19 protein-coding genes are annotated in these 23625 nt (G+C 69.0%); 10 read left to right on the top strand and 9 right to left on the bottom strand.

Annotated elements, in window-relative coordinates; all coding sequences use genetic code 11:
* Window positions 1–71: 71 nt before the first annotated feature.
* Both BMZ47_RS02545 and BMZ47_RS02540 read right to left on the bottom strand, forming a co-directional pair.
* Entirely contained in the window at window positions 72–1346 is a 1275-nt protein-coding gene (locus BMZ47_RS02545) for an O-antigen ligase family protein (protein WP_091858262.1), read from the bottom strand.
* 102 nt (window positions 1347–1448) lie between these two features.
* Complete coding sequence (locus BMZ47_RS02540; RefSeq protein WP_091858259.1) at window positions 1449–2450, bottom strand: CobW family GTP-binding protein; 1002 nt, start codon at window positions 2448–2450, stop codon at window positions 1449–1451.
* Between the two features lie 296 nt (window positions 2451–2746).
* Between BMZ47_RS02540 and BMZ47_RS02535 the strand changes: the two genes are divergently transcribed.
* From BMZ47_RS02535 to BMZ47_RS02525, 3 genes are all read left to right on the top strand, one after another.
* Window positions 2747–4060: an efflux RND transporter periplasmic adaptor subunit gene (locus BMZ47_RS02535; protein ID WP_091858256.1), complete on the top strand. Its 1314-nt coding sequence runs from the start codon at window positions 2747–2749 to the stop codon at window positions 4058–4060.
* 16 nt (window positions 4061–4076) lie between these two features.
* Entirely contained in the window at window positions 4077–7226 is a 3150-nt protein-coding gene (locus BMZ47_RS02530; RefSeq protein WP_091858253.1) for an efflux RND transporter permease subunit, read from the top strand.
* Window positions 7227–7369: 143 nt separating this feature from the next.
* The gene (locus BMZ47_RS02525; protein WP_091858940.1) at window positions 7370–8905 is read left to right on the top strand and encodes an efflux transporter outer membrane subunit; all 1536 of its coding nucleotides are present in this window, start codon (window positions 7370–7372) and stop codon (window positions 8903–8905) included.
* Between the two features lie 17 nt (window positions 8906–8922).
* Here BMZ47_RS02525 and BMZ47_RS02520 read toward each other — a convergent pair whose 3' ends face one another.
* The 4 genes from BMZ47_RS02520 to BMZ47_RS02505 form a co-directional block, all read right to left on the bottom strand.
* The gene (locus tag BMZ47_RS02520; RefSeq protein ID WP_091858250.1) at window positions 8923–9714 is read right to left on the bottom strand and encodes a flagellar hook basal-body protein; all 792 of its coding nucleotides are present in this window, start codon (window positions 9712–9714) and stop codon (window positions 8923–8925) included.
* Between the two features lie 140 nt (window positions 9715–9854).
* Window positions 9855–10322: a secondary thiamine-phosphate synthase enzyme YjbQ gene (locus BMZ47_RS02515; RefSeq protein ID WP_091858247.1), complete on the bottom strand. Its 468-nt coding sequence runs from the start codon at window positions 10320–10322 to the stop codon at window positions 9855–9857.
* A complete protein-coding gene (locus tag BMZ47_RS02510) occupies window positions 10319–12247 on the bottom strand; it encodes a cisplatin damage response ATP-dependent DNA ligase (protein WP_091858244.1) in 1929 nt (642 codons plus the stop codon). The genes BMZ47_RS02515 and BMZ47_RS02510 overlap by 4 nt, the downstream gene beginning before the upstream one ends.
* Complete coding sequence (locus BMZ47_RS02505) at window positions 12244–13299, bottom strand: ligase-associated DNA damage response exonuclease (protein ID WP_091858241.1); 1056 nt, start codon at window positions 13297–13299, stop codon at window positions 12244–12246. Before BMZ47_RS02505 ends, BMZ47_RS02510 begins: the two co-directional genes overlap by 4 nt.
* Before the next feature lie 69 nt (window positions 13300–13368).
* Between BMZ47_RS02505 and BMZ47_RS02500 the strand changes: the two genes are divergently transcribed.
* Both BMZ47_RS02500 and BMZ47_RS02495 read left to right on the top strand, forming a co-directional pair.
* On the top strand, window positions 13369–14316 hold the full coding sequence (locus tag BMZ47_RS02500; RefSeq protein WP_091858238.1) for a methyltransferase domain-containing protein: 948 nt from the start codon (window positions 13369–13371) through the stop codon (window positions 14314–14316).
* Window positions 14317–14397: 81 nt separating this feature from the next.
* Window positions 14398–15192 (top strand): YoaK family protein, encoded by a 795-nt coding sequence (locus BMZ47_RS02495; protein WP_007559630.1) that lies wholly within the window; start codon window positions 14398–14400, stop codon window positions 15190–15192.
* Window positions 15193–15232: 40 nt separating this feature from the next.
* Here BMZ47_RS02495 and arfB read toward each other — a convergent pair whose 3' ends face one another.
* Both arfB and BMZ47_RS02485 read right to left on the bottom strand, forming a co-directional pair.
* The gene (arfB, locus tag BMZ47_RS02490; protein ID WP_050734431.1) at window positions 15233–15664 is read right to left on the bottom strand and encodes an alternative ribosome rescue aminoacyl-tRNA hydrolase ArfB; all 432 of its coding nucleotides are present in this window, start codon (window positions 15662–15664) and stop codon (window positions 15233–15235) included.
* A 169-nt stretch (window positions 15665–15833) separates the two neighbouring features.
* The gene (locus tag BMZ47_RS02485; RefSeq protein WP_007559634.1) at window positions 15834–16130 is read right to left on the bottom strand and encodes a BolA family protein; all 297 of its coding nucleotides are present in this window, start codon (window positions 16128–16130) and stop codon (window positions 15834–15836) included.
* 108 nt (window positions 16131–16238) lie between these two features.
* Between BMZ47_RS02485 and BMZ47_RS02480 the strand changes: the two genes are divergently transcribed.
* The 5 genes from BMZ47_RS02480 (at window position 16239) to BMZ47_RS02460 (ending at window position 23131) form a co-directional block, all read left to right on the top strand.
* Window positions 16239–16862 (top strand): J domain-containing protein, encoded by a 624-nt coding sequence (locus BMZ47_RS02480; RefSeq protein WP_007559637.1) that lies wholly within the window; start codon window positions 16239–16241, stop codon window positions 16860–16862.
* Window positions 16863–17117: 255 nt separating this feature from the next.
* Window positions 17118–18101, top strand: a complete 984-nt coding sequence (gene cobS / locus BMZ47_RS02475; protein WP_007559639.1) for a cobaltochelatase subunit CobS — start codon at window positions 17118–17120, stop codon at window positions 18099–18101.
* 16 nt (window positions 18102–18117) lie between these two features.
* Window positions 18118–18612, top strand: a complete 495-nt coding sequence (locus BMZ47_RS02470; protein ID WP_091858937.1) for a DUF29 domain-containing protein — start codon at window positions 18118–18120, stop codon at window positions 18610–18612.
* 7 nt (window positions 18613–18619) lie between these two features.
* Window positions 18620–20527 carry a cobaltochelatase subunit CobT gene (cobT, locus tag BMZ47_RS02465; protein WP_007559643.1) on the top strand — a complete coding sequence of 636 codons (1908 nt, stop codon included), beginning with the start codon at window positions 18620–18622 and terminating at the stop codon, window positions 20525–20527.
* 417 nt (window positions 20528–20944) lie between these two features.
* On the top strand, window positions 20945–23131 hold the full coding sequence (locus BMZ47_RS02460; protein WP_244536720.1) for a TonB-dependent receptor: 2187 nt from the start codon (window positions 20945–20947) through the stop codon (window positions 23129–23131).
* A gap of 187 nt (window positions 23132–23318) precedes the next feature.
* Here the strand turns inward: BMZ47_RS02460 and rpmB are convergent, their stop codons facing one another.
* Window positions 23319–23621, bottom strand: coding sequence for a 50S ribosomal protein L28 (gene rpmB, locus BMZ47_RS02455; RefSeq protein WP_007559647.1), 303 nt, complete (start codon window positions 23619–23621; stop codon window positions 23319–23321).
* Window positions 23622–23625 lie beyond the last annotated feature (4 nt).

Genomic DNA, 23625 nt, shown 5'->3' with positions numbered 1-23625 from the left:
TCGCCAGCGTCCTCGCAGGAGCGATGCCGCGAGTGCGGCCACGTTTCAAGCGGGCCCTGGGTCGCGCGCGATCACGTTGCCCTGACGCGCGCCCCCGAAGGCGCCGATCCGGGCATGCGCAGCCGGGCGGCCTCCAGCGCCCAGACCATGCCGAGCATCATGTAGACGTGGCGCCACTTCTCGATGTCGATCTGGAACGCCTGCAGGAAGAACATCAGCAGCGCCGGCCAGACGATCTGGGCATGCGCCCGGAACGGCGAGGGCCGCACCAGCAGGCGGAAGCCGACGAAGCTCGTGGCCAGCACGAGACCGATGAACACCGCGCCGCCGAGCCAGCCGCCATTGGCGAAGGAGCCGAGATAGGAATTGTGCGGCTCCAGCCCGAAGACGAGCCGCCAATGCATCGGCCCCATGCCGAACGGGCGCTCCAGCAGCATCGCCAGGCCGCGGATCTGGTTGCCGAAGCGGCCGGTCTCGCCCTGGTCGTAATCCTGGGCCAGGGAAGCCCGGGTCTCGAACATCTTGTGCACGTGCTCGACCGAGAGGAGCCCGATCACCGCGATCGCGCCGAGCACCAGGGTGGCCAGCGTCAGGAGCACGATCCGGCGGCGCAGGCGGATCGAGCCGCTGCCGGCATAGACGGAGCCGACCATCAGCAGCACGGCCACGACGCTGCCGCCCCAGGATCCGCGCGAGAACGACAGGAAGATCCCGGCCATGATGATCAGCAGGCCGGCCAGCGCCACCAGCGGGCGCCGTGCGCTGCCGGTGAGCAGCCCGTGCATCAGGTAGAGGGCGCCGAGCGTCAGGAACGAGCCGAACACGTTCGGGTCCTGGAAGGTGCCGGAGGCCCGGTCGTACTTGTAGAACAGGTCCTCGATCCCGAGCCATTGCAGGTAGCCGACGATGCCGAGCGCGGCCGAGAACACGCAGCTCACCGTGTAGGCCTTGAGCGCCAGCTCCATCCGGGCATGCGTGTCGTCCGAAAAGAACATCGCAAAGAACACGCACGTGACCACGAGGTAGATCAGCTGGATCGTCCAGGTGACCGGAAATTCCTCGTTCATGTACGGGAACAGGGCGGTGACGATCGCCACGAGGTAGAGCAGCAGGAGCGCCAGCAGCGGCACCACCCCCCGGTGCAGGCGCACGCCGAGGCAGAGCCACAGCAGGATCGTCGGGATCGCCACCGCGTCGTAGGGCGAGGTTTCCGAGAATGCGAAGCAGGCGAAGAAGATGAAGGCTGCAAACAGCGCCTTGGCCAGCCCCCGGACGACCCCGATGAGCGGGATCCCGGCGGCGAATCCCGACGGGATCGGGATTCCGGGCGCTGCGGTGTGAGCCATGGATACGCGGACTCCGCGGGCCGGTTACGCTGGCCCGCATGACCGCTATCCATGACATCCAATGGTTGAGAATGGGCTTCGCGGCGCCCCGTCCTCAGGGGCTCAGACGCGGCAGCTCTCGAACCCCTCGCGGATCGCCACCGGATCGAGGTTGCGCCCGATGAAGACTACCCGGGACACCCGGGGCTCGTCCGGGCGCCAATCCCCCTGGACGTCGCCGTCGAGGATCATGTGCACGCCCTGGAAGACGAAGCGCTTCGGCTCGTTCGGGAAGGCGACGATGCCCTTGCAGCGCAGGATGTCGGGCCCCTGGACCTGGGTCAGGTTCGAGATCCAGGGCATGAACTTCTCCGGATCGACCTCGCCGTCGATCCGGGCCGAGACCGACTGAATCTCGGAATCGTGATGGTGATGGTGGCCCTCCTCCAGGAAATCGGGCTCCACGTCCAGGATGCGGTCGAGGTCGAAGGCGTTGCGCTCGAGGACGGCCTCCAGGGGCACCGCGCAGTTCTGGGTGCGGTGGAGCTTGGCCAGCGGGTTGATGCCGCGGATCTCGGCCTCGACCCAGTCGAGGTCTTCGGGCGAGACGAGGTCGCTCTTGTTGAGCAGGATCACGTCCGCGAAGGCGATCTGGTTCTTGGCCTCGGGGGCATCCTTCAGGCGGTCGGACAGCCACTTGGCGTCGGCCACCGTCACCACGGCGTCGAGGCGGGCGGCGTCGCCGACATCCTGGTCGACGAAGAAGGTCTGGGCGACGGGGGCCGGGTCGGCCAGGCCCGTGGTCTCGACGATGATCGCGTCGAACTTGCCCCGGCGCTTCACCAGCCCGTCCATGATCCGGATCAGGTCGCCGCGCACGGTGCAGCAGACGCAGCCGTTGTTCATCTCGAACACTTCTTCGTCCGCGCCGACGACGAGATCGTTGTCGATACCGATTTCGCCGAACTCATTGACGATCACGGCGTAGCGCTTGCCATGATTTTCCGTGAGGATCCTGTTGAGCAGCGTGGTCTTGCCGGCACCGAGATAGCCGGTGAGCACGGTCACCGGAATCTTGCCGGCGGTCGAACCCGATGGGGCGGAAGCAGAACTCATGTCGGTCATGGCGGATTCTTCGATCGGATCTGCGGGATGGGTCGGGCGAGCGGCCCGCGAGCGTTGTCATATTGTAACAAATCCCGGCGAAGGAAGATGGAGCCACACGGTTTCGCGACCTGGCCCCCCGATCGATTGCGGATCAGCCAAGCTTTGCTCTAGGCACGTGGTGCAGTCTGGGTCCTCCGCCCGGACGGCACGCCTCGACAAGCGACTCCGATCACCATGAAACGGCCGGGGTCCGGGCCGAAGCATGCCCTCGTCAGCCATCACGGTCCTTCGCCCGGACCCAGAAGACCAACCACATGGACGCCCGCAACCCGCTGGAACAGGACGAGGCTTTCGCCGCGTCCACGCACAGGCGCCGCCCGCCGCTGCTCCTGATCGTCCTGGTGCTGCTCGTGGCTGCGGGCTGCCTGGCGCTCGCGGTCTCGGACCGCGCCCGCGAGTCCGCCTCGGGAATCGCCGCCGCGCTGTTCGGATCGAGCAACCCCGATGCGGGGATCGAGGCCGAGAAGGCCGGCGCGGTCGAGCGGGTGTTCCGCCCGACCAAGGAGCAGCGCGCCGCCTTCGAGATCCTGCCGGTGGCGACGCAGGTGTTCCGCCCGGAGGGCTCCGCGGAAGGCCGCATCGCGCTCAACGACGACGACAACGTGCCGGTGGTCTCGCCCTATGCGGGCCGGGTGACCAAGGTCCTAGCCCGGGCGGGCGACGACGTGAAGGCGGGCGACGTGCTGCTGACGCTCGAGGCCACCGACATGGTCCAGGCGCAGAACGACTACCAGGCCGCCCTGAACAACCTCCAGAAGCAGCAGGCGCTGCTGAAGCTCGACCAGACCATCGCGGCGCGGCAGCAGGAGCTGTTCCAGGCCCATGCGGTGGCGCTGAAAGATTATCAGTCGGCGCAGAATGACGTCATCGCCGCGCAGAGCGATCTCAAGACCGCCGAGGCCGCCCTCGACGCCGTGCGGAACCGCCTGCGGCTCCTGGGCAAGTCCGACGCCGAGATCGCCGCCTACGAGAAGAACGGCCGCCTGAGCCCGGAGACGCAGATCCGGGCGCCGATCGCCGGTACGATCGTCCAGCGCAAGGTCGGCACCGGGCAGTTCCTCTCGGCCTCGAGCGACCCGGTCTTCGTGATCGGCGACCTGTCCACGGTGTGGCTCGTGGCCAACGTGCGCGAGAGCGAGATCCCGAAGATCCGCATCGGCCAGGAGGTCGAGGCGAAGGTGGCGGGCTTCGGCGCGCGGGTGTTCAAGGCCCGGGTGAACTACATGGCCGCGAGCCTCGACCCGGCCACGCGGCGCCTCGCCGTGCGCAGCGAGGTCGACAATCCCGACCGCGTCCTGCGCCCGGAGATGTTCGCCACCTACACGATCATCACCGGCAAGGGTGAGCCCAGCCCGAGCGTGCCGCTGGCCGCGATCGTGTACGAGGGCGACCGCACCCATGTCTGGGTGGCCCGCCAGGACGGCGCCGTGGAAGCGCGCGACATCAAGCTCGGCGTGATCAACGGCGACAACGCGCAGGTCGTCGACGGCCTGCACGCGGGTGAGCAGATCGTGACCCGGGGGGCCCTGTTCATCGACCGGGCGGCCACCGGCGACAAGGCGTCCTGAGCGGGAATCCCGGGCGATGAACAGCCTGATCGTCTTCTCGCTGCGCCAGCGCGTGCTGGTCGTGCTGCTGTTCGTGGTGATGCTCGGCATCGGCTACGGCGCCTACACGCAGCTCAACATCGAGGCCTATCCCGACCCGGTGCCGCCGCTGGTCGACGTGATCACCCAGAACCCGGGGCAATCCGCCGACGAGATCGAGCGCTACATCACCATCCCCCTGGAGGTGGCGCTGGCCGGCATCCCCAACGCCCAGGTGGTGCGCACGATCTCGCTGTTCGGCCTGTCCGACGTGAAGGTCCAGTTCAACTACGAGTACACGTACGACCAGGCGCTGCAGCGCGTGCTCAACCGCCTGTCGCAGGCGCCGAGCCTGCCCAACGGCGCCACCCCGCAGATCTCGCCGACGAGCCCGGTGGGCGAGATCATGCGCTACAAGCTGGTCGGCCCGGCGGGCTACTCGCCCATGGACATGAAGACCCTGCAGGACTGGGTGCTGCAGCGCCGGTTCAAGGCGATCCCGGGCGTCACCGACGTGACCGCCTTCGGCGGCAAGGCCAAGGAATACGAGGTCGCGGTCGACCTGAACCGCCTCCAGGCCCAGGGCCTGACCCTGGTCCAGCTGACCACGGCGCTCAACAACGCCTCGATCAACGTCGGCGGCCAGACCCTGAATGTCGGCCAGCAATCCGCGGTGGTGCGCGGCATCGGCCTGATCCGCGACTTGGACGACATCAAGGACACGATGATCAGCCTCGTCAACGGCACCCCGGTGCTGGTGCGCGACGTGGCCGAGGTGCGCGTGTCGAACGCCCCGCGGCTCGGCATCGTCGGGCACGACGACCAGTCGGACGTGGTCGAGGGCATCGTGCTGATGAGCCGCGGCGGCCAGAGCCTGCCGACGCTGCAGCGCGTCGAGGCCGAGATCGACAAGATCAACAACTCGACGATCCTGCCGCCCGACGTGAAGATCGAGCGGATCTACGACCGGTCGGGCCTGATCCACACCACGACCCACACGGTGATGCACAACCTCGTCTTCGGGGTGGTGCTGGTGTTCATCGTGCAGTGGCTGTTCCTCGGCTCGCTCACCAGCGCGATCATCGTGGCGGCCACGATCCCGTTCGCCCTCGGCTTCGCGATCCTGATCCTGGTGGTGAGGGGCGACTCGGCCAACCTGCTGTCGCTCGGCGCGATCGATTTCGGCCTGATCGTCGACGCCACGGTGATCATGGTCGAGAACGTGTTCCGCCACCTCGCCGAGCCCGAGCATACCGAGGGCCAGCAAGCCCCCGGGGGGCTCGAGGGCCGGCTCGGCACCATCGCCATCGCGGGCGTCGAGGTGAACCGGGCGATCTTCTTCTCGGCGATCATCATCATCGTCGGCTTCCTGCCGCTGTTCACGATGAGCGGCGTCGAGGGCCACATCTTCGGGCCGATGGCCAAGACCTACGCCTACGCGCTGGTCGGCGGCCTGCTCGCGACCTTCACGGTCTCGCCGGCCCTGTCGGCGCTGATCCTGCCGAAGAAGCTCGAGGAGCGGGACACCCTGATCGTGCGGGTCCTGCGCGCCGGGCACGAGCGCGTCCTGGCCTTCGGCCTGAAGAACCGGGTGCTCGCGCTGTCGGTGATGCTCGTGGTGCTGCTCGCCTCGGGGCTGGCCGCCCGGAACCTCGGCCTCGAATTCCTGCCCCGCCTCGAAGAGGGCAACCTCTACGTGCGCGGCACCATGCCGTCCTCGATCTCGCTGGAGGCGGGCAACGCCTATGTCCAGCGCCTGCGCAAGATCTTCCAGGAGGTCCCGGAGGTCGTCACGGTGATCTCGCACCAGGGCCGGCCCAATGACGGCACCGACGCCACCGGCTTCTTCAACGTCGAGATCCTGGCCCCGCTCAAGCCGATCGACGAGTGGCGCAAGGGCCTCGACAAGGACACGCTGATCCACGACCTCAGCAAGAAGCTGGAAGCGGAGTTTCCCGGGATCGAGTTTAACTTCTCGCAATATATCGAGGACAACGTCCAGGAGGCGGCCTCGGGCGTGAAGGGCGAGAACTCGGTCAAGATCTACGGCAGCGACCTCGCCCAGCTCACCAAGACCGCCAACGCGGCCAAGGCGGCGCTGGCCACGGTGCCCGGCATCACCGACCTGGCGGTGTTCGAATCGCTCGGCCAGCCGACCGTGCGGATCGACGTCGACCGCCACAAGGCGGCCCGCTACGGCCTGTCGATCGGCGACGTGAACACCACGATCCAGGCGGCGATCGGCGGCCAGACCGCCGGCGACCTCTACGAGTACGGCTCGGACCGCCACTTCTCCATGCGGGTGCGGCTGGCCAAGGAATACCGCTCGTCGCTGGCCGGCATCCGCAACATCGCGGTGGGCGCCCAGAATCCCAATGGCGGCGTGATCCAAGTGCCGCTCTCCGAGATCGCCGACGTGGATCTCGTCTCGGGCGCCTCGTTCATCTACCGCGAGGACCAGGAACGCTACATCCCGGTGAAGTTCTCGGTGCGCGGGCGCGACCTCGGCAGCGCCGTGATCGAGGCCCAGCGCAAGGTCGCCGAGGCCGTGGACCTGCCCCCGGGCTACCGGATGGAGTGGGTCGGCCAGTTCACCAACCTCAAGGATGCCGCGACCCGGCTCAGCCTGGTCGTGCCGGTCACCCTGCTGCTGATCGCGCTCCTGCTGTTCATCAACTTCTCCTCCCTGGCGGACATGCTGCTCACCCTGTCGGTGATCCCGATGGCGATGATCGGCGGCATCTTCGCCCTGTCGTTCACCGGCACGCCGTTCTCGATCTCGGCGGCGATCGGCTTCATCGCGCTGTTCGGCATCTCGACCATGGAGGGCGTGATCCTCCTGGCCTACTACAACCAGCTCCTCGACGAGGGCTGGCAGCGCAAGGAGGCGGTGTGGAACGCCGCGGTCGTGCGCATGCGCCCGGTGATGATGACCTGCGTCGCCGCCTGCGTCGGCCTGCTGCCGGCGGCGATCTCCACCGGCATCGGCTCGCAGGTGCAGAAGCCCCTCGCCCTGGTGGTGGTCGGGGGCATCATCCTGGCGCCCAACCTGATCCTAGTGGTCGTGCCGGTGCTGATCTCGCTGTTCTCGCGGCGGCACCCGAACCCGAATGCCCGGGCCCGGACCGAGCATCGGGTCGCGGCATGAGCCGGATGAGAGCGGTGCGGGCCGGGAATCGTCACGTGGCCGGGGCGCCACAGCGCGGCGCCGGCACACAGCATCGGAGCGCCGTCGGATTGACTTGGCCGTCAGCCCGGACGCTCTACCGAGGGAGGGGTTTCAGGGGCATGATGGTGGAGTTGGCGCCGATCCGGTGCGGTCGTGCGGCCGCCATGCTGGCGGCGGCCCTGTCCCTGTCGGCCTGCGCGGTCGGCCCGAACTACGTGCCGCCCGAGGCGCCGCCGGTCAGCCGCTACACCAAGGAGCCGCTGAAGGACCCCTCGGCCGCCGACAACATCCGCACCCGTCAGGGCGGATCGGCGGATCAGAGCTTCGTCTCCGGCGCCGACATCCCCGGCCAGTGGTGGACCCTGTTCCACTCCAAGGCTTTGAACCAGCTCGTCGAGCAGGCGCTCGCCAACAACCCGACCCTGGAGGCGGCGCAGGCCTCGCTGCGGATCGCGCAGCAGAACGTGCTGGCCCAGAAGGGCACGCTCTATCCGAGCCTGACCGCGACCCCGCAGGTGCAGGGCATCCTGGCACCCGGCCTCGACCTGCAATCGCCGCTCAACAACGAGAGCCGGTTCCTCTACAGCCTGTCCACGCCGCAGGCCGTGGTCGCCTACAATCCCGACGTGTTCGGCGGGAACCGGCGCCAGATCGAATCGCTGGAGGCCACCACCGAGAACCAGCGCTTCCAGCTCGAGGCCGCCTATCTCAGCCTCACCGGCAACGTCGTCGCCGCCGCGATCCAGGAGGCGGCCCTGCGCGCGCAGATCGACGCCACCCGCAAGGTCATCCAGGCGCAGACCGAGGTGCTGCAGCTGTTCAACAAGCAGCTCTCGCTCGGCCAGATCGCCGGGGCCGACGTGGTCCAGCAGCAGGCGGCCTTGGCCCTGTCGCAGCAATTGCTGCCGCCGCTGGAGAAGCAGCTGGCGCAGCAGCGCAACCTGCTCACGGCGCTCGCCGGGCGGCTGCCTTCCGACGAGATCGCGGAGACCTTCCAGCTCTCGGCCCTGCGCCTGCCGACCAAGCTGCCGGTGAGCCTGCCCTCGCGCCTCGTGCAGCAGCGCCCCGACGTGAAGGCGGCCGAGGCCCTGGTGCAGCAGGCGAGCGCCAGCGTCGGCGTCGCCGTGGCCAATCGCCTGCCGCAATTCAGCCTGACCGCCACGGGCGGCTCCAGCGCCGTGCGGCTCGCGCAGGTGACCAATCCCGGGGCGGCGTTCTTCACGATCATCGGCCAGGCGACGGCGCCGATCTTCGACGCCGGCACCCTGTTCCGGCGCCAGCGGGCGGCCGAGGAGACGCTGACCCAGGCGCAGGCCCAGTACAAGGCGACGGTGATCACCGCCTTCCAGAACGTCGCCGACGCGCTGCGGGCGCTCCAGGCCGACGCCAAGGCGGTGGCCGCCGCCGATGCCGCGGTGAGCGCCACCAACCAGAGCCTCGGGCTGATCCGCAAGCAGTACACGGCGGGCGCCGTCACCTCGACGCAGGTGCTGATCGCCCAGCAGGGCTACCTCTCGGCGCTCGTCACCTCGGCGGGCGCCCGCGCCACCCAGTATGCCGACAGCGCGGCCCTGTTCGTGGCGCTGGGCGGCGGCTGGTGGAACCGCAACGACGTGGCCCCGCCCCCGCCCGAGACGGACCCGCTGAAGTTCCTGTAAGCCGGCGAGCCCCGGCCTCACACATCCATCGCGATGGCGTCCTGCAGCATCTGGTCGGCGGCGCTCATCACCTTGGTGTTGGCCGTGTAGGCCTGCTGGGTCTCGATCATCTTGGAGAACTGGTCCGAGATGCCGGCATTCGATTGCTCGACCGACCCGGCGGCGATGGTCGCGCCCGCGAGCCCGAAGCTCGGCGCGCCGGACCGGCCGTTGGCCACGTAGGTGCCGCCGTCGAGGGAGGTCAGGTTGTCCTGCCCGCCGAACTGCGCCAGCGTCAGCGCGCCGAGCGGCTGCGTGCTGCCATCCGCGCCCGTGCCGGTGAGCGTGCCCGCAGGAGAGACCGTCAGGCTCGCCAGGGTGTCCGCCCCGGTGGGGACCTGGACCGGCGCGGTCGAAGAGGGGCCGGCGAACAGGTAATAGCCCGCGCCGTTGACCAGGTAGCCGCTCGAATCCGGGGCGAAATCGCCGCGCCGCGTATAGGCGGTCTCGCCCGTGAAGGTCGGGCTCTCCGGCGTGCCGGTGTTCGACCGGACCACGAAATAGCCGTTGCCCGAGATCGCGAGGTTGGTCGCGACCCCGGTGGACTGGATCGTCCCCTGGATCCCGAGGGTGTCGCGGGTGCTGGTCGAGACGCCGCCGCTCGTCTGCGCCCTGGCCGTGGTCTGGGCCAGCATGTCGGCGAAGCTCGTTTCCGTGGTCTTGAACCCCGCCGTCTGGGTGTTGGCGATGTTCCCGGAGATGTTGTTGAGCGCGAAGGCCTGCGCCGAAGCACCGGCCACCGAATTCGAGAGCGCGTCGTACAAGCCCATCGGGGTCTCCCGTCCCCAGACCGGCCTGAAAGCCGATCCTAGACAGGCCTATAGACGCGCAGCACGGTTAATCGGCGGTGTGTCAGCGAATGTTGCTGCCCGACCGCCGCCAGGTTCGGATCGCACACGGATCTCCGGGCTCAGGCGCCGATGACACTCACAACGATCTCGCGCCGGTGCGGCCGGTCGCGGTGCTCGATCAGGTAGATCCCCTGCCAGGTGCCGAGAGCCAGCCTGCCCTCGACCAGGGGGATGTTCAGGGCCGAATCCGTGACCAGGGTTCGGATATGGGCCGGCATGTCGTCCGGCCCCTCGGCGCCGTGGACGTAAGGGGCGCCGCGCGGCGCGAAGCCGTCGAGGGCTGTCATCAGGTCGGTCTGCACGTCCGGGTCGGCATTCTCCTGGATGGTCAGCGAGGCCGAGGTGTGCCGGCAGAACAGAGTGACGAGCCCGTCCCGGATGCCGCTGCCCCGCACGAACTCCGCCACCGCCCCGGTGAAATCCGTGAAGCCCTGCCCCGGGGTGGCGATGGTCAGGCGGCCGCTCGCGTGGCGCGCCACCGCGCCCGATACCAGGGGCTCGACTGAACCGATCTTGCCCTGCCTCATGCATCCGTCTCCGTCAGCGTTGCACCCGGTGCGACCTCGCGCTCGCCGCGGGCGAGGATCCGCTCCAGCACGTCGATCCGGTCGGCCTCCGCGGGCGGCTTGTCCCAGCGGATCCGGCTGACTCGGGGGAAGCGCATCGCCACGCCGGACTTGTGCCGGGTCGAGCGCTGGACGCCCTCGAAGGCGATCTCCAGCACGAGCCCGGCTTCCAGCCCGTGGGCGACCTCGCGCACCGGCCCGAACCGCTTGGTAGTGTTGTTGCGGACATAGCGGTCGAGCTTGGCGAGCTCGGCATCGGTGAAGCCGTGATAGGCCTTGCCCACCGGCACCAGCTCGTCCCCGCCCTCGGGGGCCTCCCGCCAGACCCCGAACGTGTAGTCCGAGTAGAACGACGAGCGCTTCCCGTGGCCGCGCTGCGCGTACATCATCACCGCATCGACGATATGGGGCTCGCGCTTCCACTTCCACCAGGGGCCTTTCGGGCGACCCGGCAGGTAGGGGCTGTTGAGACGCTTGAGCATCACGCCCTCGATCGCGTCCGCATCCTCCCCGGCGCCCACCGAGGCCGGGTCGGCCCGGGCGGCGGCGAGCGCCTCCCAATCCGCGAAGGGGACCAGCGGCGAGATATCGATCCGGGCATGGTCGAGGCGGGTGACCAGGGCCTCCAGCTGCTCCCGGCGGGTCGCGAACGGCTCGGCCCGCAGGTCGTCGCCGTCGAGCGTCAGGACGTCGTAGGCCCGGACATGGGCGGGGAATTCTTCGAGGAGCTTGGCGGTCACGGCCTTCCGGTTCAGGCGCTGCTGCAGGACGTTGAAGCTCTGGACCCGGCGCTCGCGCAGGATCAGCAGCTCGCCGTCCAGCGTGCCCGTGAAGCCGATCGCCTCGGCGAGATCGGGGAACGCCCCGGTGATGTCCTCGCCGGTGCGGGAATAGACCTTGGCGACCTGGGCACCGGCCCGGTCGCGTCCGCCGACGAGCTGGACGCGGATGCCGTCCCATTTCCACTCCGCGGAGAACGCCTCCGGCTCGAGCTTCTCGAGATCGGCCTCCTCCTCGATCGGATGCGACAGCATCGGCGGCCGGAACGGCGCCGGATTGAGCGTCTCGGGCCGCTCGGCCCTCCCCTCGACCCAGGCGAACAGCGTCTCGAACGGCGGCGTGAGCCCGTGCCAGACCTCCTCGACCGCATCCGCCTCGTGGCCGCCCAGCGCGCCGACCGCGGTCTTGGCGAGCCGCGCCGAGACACCGACGCGCAGGTTGCCGGTGACGAGCTTCAGGAGCGCCCAGCGCCCGGTCTCGTCGAGGGCGTCGAGCCATTCGGCCAGATGGCGGGGCAGCTCCCGCTTCGGGATGGTCGCCAGGGTCTCGACGACCTCGGCGAGGGTCGGGACATGCGGGGGCGGGTTGTTGTGGCCGATCCCCACACGCGCATCCCCTCCCCCCTCTGCGGGGGCTACGAGGTTCGCAGATCGGTCAGCATGAGGCGCGACATGCCCCCTCTCCCGTGCGGGAGAGGGTTGGGGTGAGGGATCAGGTTTGCCCGGAGAGGTCGCATCCCTCACCCTGTCCCTCTCCCGCACGGGAGAGGGGACCCGCGCCTCATCCGGCGCCGGGTGAAGACCGGAGCCCGCAGAGGGGGAAGGAAGATCCCGCGGCGCCGGCCAGATCAGCGCCGTGGTCTCGGCGAGATCGCCGACGTAATTGTGCGACAGGCGGAACAGCACCGGGTCGATGCGCTCCTCGACCAGGCCGCGGATCAGGGCCGGCTTGGCCTCGCGGAAACTCAGCGTGCCGGTCATGGCGCCGAGCGCGTAGCCGCGCTCCGGATCCGGCGTGCGCGCGAAGAAATCCTGAAGCATCCGCAGCTTGGCGTTGCGGCGCGGCTCGTAGGCGAGGCGGTCGAGGAGATGGGCGAAGTCGTTCACGCCGCCACCTCCGGCTCGGCGGCGTCGGTTGGCGCCGGCTCCACCTCGCCGTCGTCGCCATAGCCCAGCAGGTGCAGCGGCTTGGCCTTGATGCCTTGGGTCCCGCACCAATGAACCAGGGCATCCTCCTGGCCGTGCGTCACCCACACTTCCCCGGCGCCGGTGTCCCGGATGGTGCGGCACAGGTCCGGCCAGTCGGAATGGTCGGAGATCACCAGCGGCAGCTCGACGCCCTTCTGGCGGGCGCGGGCGCGGACCCGCATCCAGCCGGAGGCGAAGCAGGTCACGGGATCGGGAAACTTGCGCGACCACAGATCCTGCATCGCGCTGGGCGGGCAGAGCACGATCGCGCCGTGCAGGTCCTTGCGGTCGGCGGCCACGACCTTCGGGGTCTCGCCCAGGGGGATGCCCTCGCGCTTGTACAGCTCCGTCAGCTTCTCCATCGCCCCGTGCAGGTGGATCGGCCGGTCCCAGCCCTCCTCACGCAGCAGCGCCATCACCCGCTGCGCCTTGCCCAGCGCGTAGGCGCCGACGATGTGGGCCCGCTCCGGGAACAGGGCCACGGAGGCCATGAGCTTGCGGACCTCGTCGCGGGTGTCCGGATGGGTGAAGACCGGCAGGCCGAAGGTCGCCTCGGTGATGAACACGTCGCAGGGCACCACCTCGAAGGGCAGGCAGGTCGGGTCCGGCGCCCGCTTGTAGTCGCCCGACACCACGACCCGGACGCCGTCGCGCTCGATGGCGATCTGAGCGGAGCCGAGCACGTGGCCGGCGGGGGCGTAGCGCACCGTGACGTCGCCGACGCGCAGAGCCTCGCCGAGCCGGGCCTCCTGACGCTGGCGGCAGAAATCCTCGCCGTAGCGCACCGCCATGATCCGCAGGGTCTCGGGCGTCGCCAGCACGTGGCCGTGGCCGGCGCGCGCATGGTCGGCATGGCCGTGGGTGATGAGCGCGCGCTCCACCGGCCAGGTCGGATCGACGTGGAAGCCCCCGAGCGGGCAGTAGAGGCCCTCGCGGGTCAGGGTGAGGAGATCGCTCGCGCGTGTCGGCATCGGGTCCGTTGCTGCCGGTGGAGTCCGCCGGTGGCCCCGGTATATAGGCGGCCCCGACCCGGCAGACGCATGGCCACGCAACACAGTTCCGGCGACCTCCTCGCCGACCGCCGCTATCGCTACGCGGAAGCCTGCCTGGCGGACGGCGACCATGCCGGGGCGGCCGATCTCGCCGAGCAGGCGCTGGAGATCGCGCCCCGCTACGCGCCGGCCTGGCTGCTGCTGGGCCGCGCCCGGGAGGGGCTGGCCGTGCAGGACGGCGACCCGGCTTTGCGGGCGGCGGCGACGCGGGCCTATGCCTGCGCCCTCGACATCGACCCCGACGACACCCTCGGCGTGCGCGCGCATCTGGTCCGCCTCGGCGAAGGTGCCGGCCTGCCGGCGCTGTCACCAGCCTATGTCCGGGCCCTGTTCGACGGCTACGCGCCGCGTTTCGAGCGCCACCTCGTTGACGGGCTGGGCTATGTCGGCCCGCAGCTCGTCCGGGATGCCCTGCCGCCCGTGCCGGAGCGGTTCGAGGCGGCGCTCGATCTCGGCTGCGGCACGGGCCTGATGGGCGCGGCGATCCGCGACCGGGTCGGACATCTCACCGGGGTCGACCTCTCGCCCGGCATGCTCACCCTCGCCCGAGCCAAGAGGCATCACGGCCAGCCGCTCTACGACCGCCTGGACGAGGGCGATCTCATGGCGTTCCTCGCAGGCGAGCCGCCGGACTCCGCCGATCTGTGCCTCGCCGCGGACGTGCTGATCTACGTGGCGGATCTCGGCCCGGTCCTGGAGCGGGTCGCCCGGGTCCTGCGACCGGGTGGCCTCGCGGCCTTCACCGTCCAGTCCCATGACGGCGACGGTGCGCGCCTGGGCGCCGACGGGCGCTACGCCCACGCCGATTCCCACATCACGGAGGCGGCGTCCGGCTCCGGCCTGGAGATCCTGATGCTGCGCCCCGCCGATGTGCGGCGCGAAGGCGGTCGGCCGGTCCCGGGCCGGATCGTCGTGCTGCACCGCACACGCCAATGATTCGCCGGGCATGAAACTGCTTGGGCATTCGTCCATTGTCTGTCGGCTGCGCGCGGCGCGGCGATGGAATCGGGGACAGGCATGGCGGATTTCGGCGGCGGGAACGATGGGCGCGCACCTGAGCGCAAGCCCGACCCGCCCGTGGATCGCTCCTTCCCGGCCGATCCCCGAACGCGCATTGCCTTCGCCATCGCGCTGGCGACGCTGGCAGGCTGCGCCGATTCGATCGGCTTCCTGGAATTCTCGCAGCTGTTCATGTCGTTCATGTCAGGCAACACCACGCGCTTCGGCGTGGCGGTGTCCAACGGCGACTGGGAGAACGTCACCCGGGTCGCCAGCACCATCAGCCTGTTCTGCTTCGGCGCCTTCCTGGGCACGCTGATCGCGGCCTGGGTCGGACGCTGGCGGCTGGCCGTCCTGCTGACGCTGCAGGCGCTGCTCCTCGCCGGCGGCCTGCTGATGCCCTGGGGCACCTTCGCCTACCCGCTGCACGCCTACCCGATCGTGCTGGCCCTGGGCCTCCAGAATGCGACCCTGCAGGATGAAGGCGGTCGCTCGCTCGCGCTGACCTACGTCACCGGCGCGGTGGTTCGCTTCGGCACCGGCTGCGCCAACCTGCTGCTCGGCACGGTGGCGCCCTCGTTCTGGATCCAGGCGCCGCTCTGGGCCGGCCTCAGCACCGGCGCGGTCGTCGGCGGCCTCCTGGATATGCGCTACGGTGAATCCGCCTTCCTGTTCCCGGCCGGCCTCGCCGCGATCCTGGCCCTGGTGGCGATCGCCCTGACCATCGCCAAGCCCGGCAGCACCCTGGTCGCCGGCTCGGCGCCGGCCCCCGACGCCAGCCCCAAGGCCGAGGTAATCGACGCCATCCATTGAGGCCGCCCCGGCGGCTCGCCCGGGACGGCGACAGGGCGGTTCAGCTGTCGGAATCCCGGTAGCTGCCCCGCCCCTGCTTGATCACGGCGCGGCTCTTCTTGGCGCCGATGCGCCGCTCCTTCGAACCCTTCGTCGGCTTGGTCGCGCGGCGAATGGGCGGCGGCGGCTTGGCCGCCTCGGTCACGAGCTCGACCAGCCGTTGCAGCACATCGGCCCGGTTGCGCTCCTGGGTCCGGTGGCGCTGCCCGGACAGGACCAGGACGCCGTCCTTGGTCAGACGCCGGCCGGCGAGCTTGTACAGGTTCGCCTTGACCCGCTCATCGACCGAGGGCGAGGCCAGGATCGACCAGCGCAGCTGGACCGCCGTCTCGACCTTGTTGACGTTCTGCCCGCCCGCCCCCGAGGCGCGCATGAACGACAGCTCGATCTCGTCATCCTCGATGGTGATCCGCGCGTTCACCCGCAGGGGCATGGCGACCTCCGGCCCGCGTCGCGGAACGCGCTCGACCGAGGCCGACCACAGGTGCGCTGGAACACCGGTTCCGGCGCAAAGGCGGCGATCCTGTGGGTGCGAACCGGAGCCACGATCGCCATATCCTCTCGTACCGGCAGATGGCCGCGCCGGGCCGGCGATGCCGCGCTCAGGCGGCCTCGGCCGGGGTCCGGGCGCGCAAAGCCAGGGCATGCAGCCCGCGCTTGAACGCATCGTCCAGCAGGGCATTGACCAGGCGGTGCCGCTCCACGCGGCTCTTGCCCTCGAAAGCCGAGGCGACGATGTCGAGCCGGTAATGGGTCTCACCCCCGGGCCGCGCGCCGGAATGGCCCGCATGCAGGTGTGATTCGTCGATCACGTCGAGCCGGGCCGGCGCGAGTTCCGCGCGCAGCTTCGCCTCCATCCAGCCCCGAAGGGTGCCGTCGTCACCAGTCCCGTCAGCCATCGCGCCCTCACCTGATATCGTCGGCATCCGTCAAGCCCGATCCCGCGCATGCGTCATCAGGCCCAGTGCCCTTGTGTCTCCGGTTTGCCCCCTCATAATCGGCCCGTCATGGATCTCAACTCGCGCCTGTTCGACAGCATCCGGATCAGAAAACCGTCCTGCGACGAGCCGAAGCCTGCGGCCGATGGCACGTGCGAGAGCCCGGGCTGCACGCAGCCGGGCCTGCACCGGGCGCCGAAGGGCCGCAAGGCGGAAGGCCAGTACTGGCGGTTCTGCATCGACCACGTCCGCGCCTACAATGCGAGCTACAACTATTTCGACGGCATGAACGATGCCGCCGTCCAGGCCTATCAGAAGGACGCGATCATCGGGCACCGCCCGACCTGGGCCATGGGGGTGAACCCGGCCGGCCAGGGCAAGCCCGCCGAGGAGCCGACCCGCGACTGGGCCTATGTCGATCCGCTCGGCATCCTGCGCGGTGCCGGCGTCGAGGGACGCCGCCGCGCCCGCCAGCCGGAGCCGGAGAAGCCCCGCCGCACCGCCACGGTGCGCCGTGCCCTCGACGTGATGGGGCTCGAAGAAGGCGCGGACGGACCCGCCATCAAGGCGCAGTACAAGGCGCTGGTGAAGCGCTTCCACCCCGACGCCAATGGCGGCGACCGCTCGTTCGAGGAGCGGCTGCGGGACATCATCCGCGCCCACGACGTTCTGCGTGCCGCCGGTCTCTGCTGAGCGGCACGAACGATGCAGGCCGGATCGCCGGAGCGCCGTGAGGCCGCAGCGGAACCCCCTTCGTCGTCGAGCGCTCTAGGATAAGGAAAATTGCCCGGCGCAGCCCTATATGAGGCTCGTGCCGGTCGGTGGCGCCGCACAGCGCTGCCGTTTAAAGATTGAGTCCGCCCCGCGGCGGATGCCCGGCTCGACGTTACTTCCGTGCGGAAGCTCCATGCCCTCGGGCCGGAGTTCCCGCGCCTCACGAGGTCCCGAATGCTCTCTGACGACACGCCCGCCGCGCTGCCCGACCGCACCGTTTCCGTCCGCGAGGTCTTCGGCATCGACCTCGACCTCAAGGTTCCGGCCTATGCTGAACGAGAGGAACACGTCCCCGATCTCGATCCGGACTACATCTTCGACCGGGAGACCACGCTGGCGATCCTGGCCGGCTTCGCGCGCAACCGCCGCGTGATGGTCACCGGCTATCACGGCACCGGCAAGTCGACCCATATCGAGCAGGTCGCGGCGCGGCTGAACTGGCCCTGTGTGCGGATCAACCTCGACAGCCACGTCTCGCGCATCGATCTCGTCGGCAAGGACGCGATCGTGCTGAAGGACGGCAAGCAGGTCACCGCCTTCCAGGACGGCATCCTCCCCTGGGCCCTGCAGAACAACGTCGCCCTAGTGTTCGACGAGTACGATGCCGGGCGGCCGGACGTGATGTTCGTGATCCAGCGCGTGCTGGAGCTGTCGGGCCGGCTGACGCTGCTCGACCAGAAGCGCGTGATCCGCCCGCACCCGGCCTTCCGGCTGTTCGCCACCGCCAACACCGTGGGCCTCGGCGACACGTCGGGCCTCTATCACGGCACCCAGCAGATCAACCAGGGCCAGATGGACCGCTGGTCGATCGTGACCACGCTGAACTACCTGCCGCATGACCGCGAGGTCGACATCGTGCTCTCGAAGGCGGTGCATTACCGCAACGACCAGGGCCGCGACATCGTCAACCGGATGGTGCGCGTGGCGGACCTGACCCGCAACGCGTTCATGAACGGCGACCTCTCCACCGTCATGAGCCCGCGCACGGTCATCACCTGGGCCGAGAACGCGGACATCTTCAAGGATGTCGGCTTCGCGTTCCGGGTGACCTTCCTGAACAAGTGCGACGAGCTCGAGCGGACCCTGGTGGCCGAGTTCTACCAGCGCGCCTTCGGCAAGGAACTGCCCGAGAGCGCGCTGAACGTCGCCCTGAGCTGACCGCATGGAGGACGCGATGGCGCATCCGGCCCCGACACGCGAGGACGCTCCGGCGACTCCGCATGCCGAGGGGCGGACGCGCTACGCGGACGATGTCTACACTTGGGTTCAGGAGCAGGTCGCCCTGCTCCGTGCCGGGCAGGTGGACGCGCTCGACCTCGACAACATCGCCGAGGAATTGAGCGACGTGGGCTCGGAACAATACGACAAGCTTGAGAGCGCGATCGAGGTGCTGTTGGCCCATATGCTCAAATGGGACCATCAGCCCGAACGGCGCAGCCGAAGCTGGTCGCTCACGATCGCCGAGCAGCGGGTGCGGATCGACAAGCAGCTGCGCCGGAACCCGGGCCTCAAGTCACGCATCGTCGAGGCTATCACTGACGGCTATCGGCTCGGCAGGCTTCGAGCCGCCCGCGAGATGAAGCGTTCGCCCAACACATTCCCCGAGGAGTGTCCCTACACCTGGGACGACATCCTGAATCGCCCCTTCGAATTCGAGGCCGACCGGTAGCCCCCGCATGTCCATCTCCAACCGCAAGCCCGGCGAGCGTCGCGAATCCGTGGCCGAGCCCCTGAAGCGCTCGGTGGCCGGGTGCCTGCGCGCCATTGCCCGCCGGTCCGAGGTCGAGGTGACCTACGCCACCGACCGGCCGGCGCTGACCGGCGACAAGGCCCGGCTGCCCGAGCCGCCCCGCAAGCTCTCGGCGCAGGACGTGGCGGTGCTGCGCGGCAATGCCGACGCCATGGCGCTGCGGCTCGGCTGCCACGACATCGCGGTGCATCGCCGGCTCGCCCCCGAGAACGCCGCCGCCCGCGCGGTCTACGACGCGGTGGAGCAGGCCCGGGTCGAGGCGATCGGCTCGCGGCGGATGACGGGGGTGGCCAGCAACATCACGGCGATGCTGGAGGACCGCTACCATCGCGGCGGCAAGTACGAGACCATCACCGACCGGGCCGACGCCCCGATGGAGGACGCCGTCGCCCTGATGGTGCGCGAGCGCCTGACGGGGCAGCAGCCCCCCGAGGCGGCCGCCAAGATCGTCGCGTTGTGGCGCGAGCATATCGAGGCCAAGGCCGGCCCCAACCTCGACGGGCTGATCGGCTCGATCGAGGACCAGCGCAAGTTCGCCCGCTCCGTGCGCGACCTGCTGACCTCCCTCGACATGTCGGACGAGACGCCGTTCGACGCCGAGGATGACGAGAACGACGACGAGAACGACGCCCAGGACGACGAGCAGAACCCGAGCGAGGGCGATTCCGAGGAGAAGAGCCAGGGCGAGCGCGCCGAGATCGAGACCTCGGAGGAAGCCTCCGACGAGATCGAGGAGGGCGCGCAGGAATCCGCCGACGCGCCGTCGGGCGAATTGCCCGATGAATCCGAGGATGCGGAATCCGAGGAGGCCTCCGAAGCGTCGCGGCCGCCGACGCGCCAGGGCAACGAGGCGCGCGGGCCCGAATACCGGGTGTTCAACCCGCGGTTCGACGAGATCATCCACGCCGAGGAGTTGTGCGACGCTGACGAGCTGTCGCGCCTGCGCAGCTACCTCGACAAGCAGCTCTCGCACCTCCAGGGCGTCGTCGGCCGTCTCGCCAACCGGCTGCAGCGCCGCCTCCTGGCCCAGCAGAACCGCGCCTGGGACTTCGACCTCGAGGAGGGCCAGCTCGATCCGGCCCGGCTCGTCCGCGTGGTCATCGACCCCTACCAGCCGCTCTCCTTCAAGCAGGAGAAGGACACCAATTTCCGCGACACCGTGGTCACGCTGCTCCTCGACAATTCCGGGTCGATGCGCGGCCGGCCGATCACCGTGGCGGCGACCTGTGCCGACATCCTGGCGCGGACGCTGGAGCGCTGCGGCGTCAAGGTCGAGATCCTCGGCTTCACCACCCGGGCCTGGAAGGGCGGCCAGAGCCGCGAGGCCTGGCTCGCCGCCGGCAAGCCGCCGAACCCCGGTCGCCTGAACGACCTGCGCCACATCGTCTACAAGTCCGCCGACGCGCCCTGGCGCCGGGCCCGGAAGAATCTCGGGCTGATGATGCGCGAGGGTCTCCTCAAGGAGAATATCGACGGCGAGGCACTGGACTGGGCGCACAAGCGCCTGCTCGGGCGCCCGGAGCAGCGCAAGATCCTGATGGTGATCTCGGACGGCGCGCCGGTCGACGACTCGACCCTCTCGGTCAATGCCGGCAACTACCTCGAGCGGCACCTGCGCTGGATGATCGAGGAGATCGAGACCCGCTCGCCGGTGGAGCTTCTGGCAATCGGCATCGGCCACGACGTGACCCGCTATTACCGCCGGGCCGTGACGATCATCGACGCCGAGGAACTGGGCGGTGCCATGACGGAGAAGCTGGCCGAGCTGTTCGAGGAGAACGGCTCCCCGGCCCCCGTGGGCCGAGCCCTGCGCGCCGCCGGCGGGCGGCGCTGACGCGCGCGGCGTCGGGGGCAAAACCCCTCGACGCGGCCGAAACATCGATCCGCCGTCACGTGGTGAGAATGCGATCTCGCCGGCACCAAACGGCTGCGCCGGCAAGGTTCGGTTCGCCGGATCGAAAGCGGCACGCCCTGATTCGTTCTCGTGCGATACGGCGCCCCGTCGGTGCAGCAACGCGCCGATTTTCTCGGGAAGAGAGCCGCCAGAAGTTGAACATCGGCAAGCGCAACATCTTCAAATAGTTATACCGGATCAAGAATAAATCTAATCCGTTGCGCGGACACAACTCGCGACACGTCACAGAACGATAGCGGCGGTAATTTCCGGCCCGCGATTGCCTCCCCTCCATCAGCAACTCACTTCTCGCGCACAAGCGAACCGGCTGCCTCGGCCGGCATCCGATGGTGAGTCATGCGGTTCTGGATGCGGAAAGCCCCGGCGCTCGAAGCGATCGTGTGGGCGGTGGTGAACGGAGCCCTTCTCTGTGCCGCCGGTACGGCTCGGGCAGAAGACGCAGTCCAGCTCGACGAGCTCAGCGTCGAGACCCAGGGTCGGGGCGCCCCGAAGAGCTACGGCGCCTCCGTCGGCGTGGTTGACCCCCCGCCGCCAGCCTATGCGGGCGGCCAGGTCGGGTCCGGCTCGCGGCTGGGGTTGCTGGGCAACCGGAGCAGCTTCGACCAGCCCTACAGCCAGACGAGCTTCACCGATCAGCTGATCCGCGACCAGCAGGCCCACACGCTTCAGGACGTGATCAACAATGATCCGGCCGTCCGCACCAACGTGCCGCCGTCCAGCGGCATCCAGGGCTTCCTGATCCGGGGCTTCCCGTATTTCGCTCAGGATATCGCGTTCAACGGTCTCTACGGCGTGTCCGACGCCTTCAACCCGGCGATCGAGCCGATCGAACGGGTCGAGGTGCTCCATGGCCCGGGAACCTTGCTCACCGGCACCCCGCTGTTCGGCAATATCGGCGGCGTCATCAACCTGATCCCGAAGCGCGCCCTGGATGCGCCACTGACCCGGGTGACCCAAGGCTACATCTCCACCGCCCAGAGCTACACCGCCCTCGATCTCAGCCGGCGCTACGGCCCGTCGAACGAATGGGGGCTCCGGTTCAACGGCGCCTACCAGTTCGGCAGGACGCCGATCGACCTGCAGCAGTTGGAATTCGGCGTCGCGGCTCTCGCCCTCGATTATCGTGGCGAGAACCTGCGTGTCTCGGCGGATCTCGGCTACCAGAAGACCGATCTCAATGCGGCCTTCCGCACCCGGTCGGTCAGTTCGGGCTTTCCCATCCCGCGGGCGCCGGACCTGCGAATCAACCCGCAGCAGAGCTGGGAATACCGCGACAGCGACAACAAGTCGGTGGCGCTACGCGCCGAGTACGATCTGAACGACGCAGTCACGCTCTACGCCGCTTACGGACACAGCCAATTCTACCAGGAGTATTTCGGCGCGGTCCTGACCATCTTCAACGCGCGCGGCGATTTCCGCGAGCCGATCAACTACCTGCCCTACATTTCCAACGCCGACACCGCGGAGGCGGGCCTGCGCGGGCGGCTCGATACGGGACCGGTGCGCCATGAATTCGGCATCGCGGCGACCGGCCTGTGGTACGACCAGAGCCAGATTAGCTACCCGGTCGGATCGACCATCGTCTCCAACATCTACGCGCCGATCACGGTCCCGCCGCGCAGCGCCATCGGCCAGACGCGGGCCATGCCGCCGACGACGGCCCGCAGCAATCAGAGCGTCGCCGTAGCCGACACGCTGTCCATCCTGGATGGCCATGTGCAGCTCACTTTGGGCGGGCGCTGGCAGAGTATCACCGTCAAGAGCCTCGATCCACGCACCGGATCCACCACCGGCCTCGCGGATAGCGGCGCCTTCTCGCCCGGTGCCGGTCTGGTGGTGAAGCCCTGGGAGGCGCTGTCGCTCTACGCCAATTACAGCGAGGGCCTGACGGCCCCTTCCGTGCCGGTGGCGGCGGTCAACGCCAATCAGCCCTTCGGGGCGGTCCGCTCGGACCAGATCGAGGCCGGCGTCAAATACGATTTCGGCAACCTTGGTCTCGGCTTCGCGGCCTACGACCTGCAGCAGCCATTCGGATTCCTGGATTCGAGCAGTCGGTTCAGGATCGACGGGACACAACGCAATCGCGGCCTCGAATTCACGGCCTTCGGCGAGCCGGTGGCCGGCATTCGGGTGGTCGGCGGGGTGAGCCTGATCGACGGCCGGCTCCTGAAGACGCAGGGCGGCCAGTTCAACGGCAACGTCGCGATCGGTGTCCCGGCGGTCCAGCTGAACCTCTACGGCGAGTACGATCTGCCCTGGCTCGCCCCTGGGCTCACCATCACCGGCCGGGTGATCTACACGGCGGCGCAGTATTACGACCAGGCCAACAGCCAGACGATTCCGGACTGGGCCACCCTCGATCTCGGCCTGCGCTACAAGACGATCCTCCAGGACCGGCCGGTGACCTGGCAGGCGAACATCCTGAACGTGACCGGCAACAATTACTGGGCCACGACCGGTCGCGGGCTCCTCGCGCCTGGGGCACCGCGGACCGTTCTCATCTCGGCCAGCGTGGATTTCTGATCATCAGGTCAGGCTGACGGCATGCCCGAAGCCTGACCTCGCGCCATCGGCCAAGGGTCGACGCGAATCGCACGCTCGGAGCCGACCGGAACAATGCGGTCCGCGCAGGCAAGCGCAAACCGCCGCGGCATGCCCTGCCGCGGCGGTTTGCGTCGTCTGAGGCGTAGAAGGCGCAGAGCGCCCGAGATCAGGCCGCGACGGCCGGGGTCTCGGCGAGCTTCTTGTGGATCTCGCGCTTCAGCAGCCGGGCGGTCTGCGACAGGTCGCCCTCGCCGGCCTTCACCAGGAAGGCGTCGAGGCCGCCGCGGTGCTCGACCGAGCGCAGGGCGTGCGCGGTGATGCGCAGGCGCACCCGCTTGCCCAGCGCGTCCGACTGGAGCGTGACGTTGCACAGGTTCGGCAGGAACCGGCACTTGGTCTTGTGGTTCGAGTGGCTCACGAGGTGGCCGACCTGAACGGCCTTGCCGGTGAGTTCGCAGCGGCGCGCCATGATG

The organism is Methylobacterium brachiatum, from assembly GCF_900113845.1.
Lineage (GTDB): Bacteria > Pseudomonadota > Alphaproteobacteria > Rhizobiales > Beijerinckiaceae > Methylobacterium > Methylobacterium brachiatum.
Note: the sequence above shows the minus strand (reverse complement) of the source record. Positions and strands in the feature narration are given on the sequence as shown.

Excerpts from the sequence above, each read along its gene's own strand:
- BMZ47_RS02545 (WP_091858262.1), bottom strand. The coding sequence starts at position 1,346 with ATGGCTCACACCGCAGCGCCCGGAATCCCGATCCCGTCGGGATTCGCC.
- BMZ47_RS02540 (WP_091858259.1), bottom strand. The coding sequence starts at position 2,450 with ATGACCGACATGAGTTCTGCTTCCGCCCCATCGGGTTCGACCGCCGGC.
- BMZ47_RS02535 (WP_091858256.1), top strand. The coding sequence starts at position 2,747 with ATGGACGCCCGCAACCCGCTGGAACAGGACGAGGCTTTCGCCGCGTCC.
- BMZ47_RS02530 (WP_091858253.1), top strand. The coding sequence starts at position 4,077 with ATGAACAGCCTGATCGTCTTCTCGCTGCGCCAGCGCGTGCTGGTCGTG.
- BMZ47_RS02525 (WP_091858940.1), top strand. The coding sequence starts at position 7,370 with ATGGTGGAGTTGGCGCCGATCCGGTGCGGTCGTGCGGCCGCCATGCTG.
- BMZ47_RS02520 (WP_091858250.1), bottom strand. The coding sequence starts at position 9,714 with ATGGGCTTGTACGACGCGCTCTCGAATTCGGTGGCCGGTGCTTCGGCG.
- BMZ47_RS02515 (WP_091858247.1), bottom strand. The coding sequence starts at position 10,322 with ATGAGGCAGGGCAAGATCGGTTCAGTCGAGCCCCTGGTATCGGGCGCG.
- BMZ47_RS02505 (WP_091858241.1), bottom strand. The coding sequence starts at position 13,299 with ATGCCGACACGCGCGAGCGATCTCCTCACCCTGACCCGCGAGGGCCTC.
- BMZ47_RS02500 (WP_091858238.1), top strand. The coding sequence starts at position 13,369 with ATGGCCACGCAACACAGTTCCGGCGACCTCCTCGCCGACCGCCGCTAT.
- BMZ47_RS02495 (WP_007559630.1), top strand. The coding sequence starts at position 14,398 with ATGGCGGATTTCGGCGGCGGGAACGATGGGCGCGCACCTGAGCGCAAG.
- arfB (WP_050734431.1), bottom strand. The coding sequence starts at position 15,664 with ATGCCCCTGCGGGTGAACGCGCGGATCACCATCGAGGATGACGAGATC.
- BMZ47_RS02485 (WP_007559634.1), bottom strand. The coding sequence starts at position 16,130 with ATGGCTGACGGGACTGGTGACGACGGCACCCTTCGGGGCTGGATGGAG.
- BMZ47_RS02480 (WP_007559637.1), top strand. The coding sequence starts at position 16,239 with ATGGATCTCAACTCGCGCCTGTTCGACAGCATCCGGATCAGAAAACCG.
- cobS (WP_007559639.1), top strand. The coding sequence starts at position 17,118 with ATGCTCTCTGACGACACGCCCGCCGCGCTGCCCGACCGCACCGTTTCC.
- BMZ47_RS02470 (WP_091858937.1), top strand. The coding sequence starts at position 18,118 with ATGGCGCATCCGGCCCCGACACGCGAGGACGCTCCGGCGACTCCGCAT.
- cobT (WP_007559643.1), top strand. The coding sequence starts at position 18,620 with ATGTCCATCTCCAACCGCAAGCCCGGCGAGCGTCGCGAATCCGTGGCC.
- BMZ47_RS02460 (WP_244536720.1), top strand. The coding sequence starts at position 20,945 with ATGCGGTTCTGGATGCGGAAAGCCCCGGCGCTCGAAGCGATCGTGTGG.
- rpmB (WP_007559647.1), bottom strand. The coding sequence starts at position 23,621 with ATGGCGCGCCGCTGCGAACTCACCGGCAAGGCCGTTCAGGTCGGCCAC.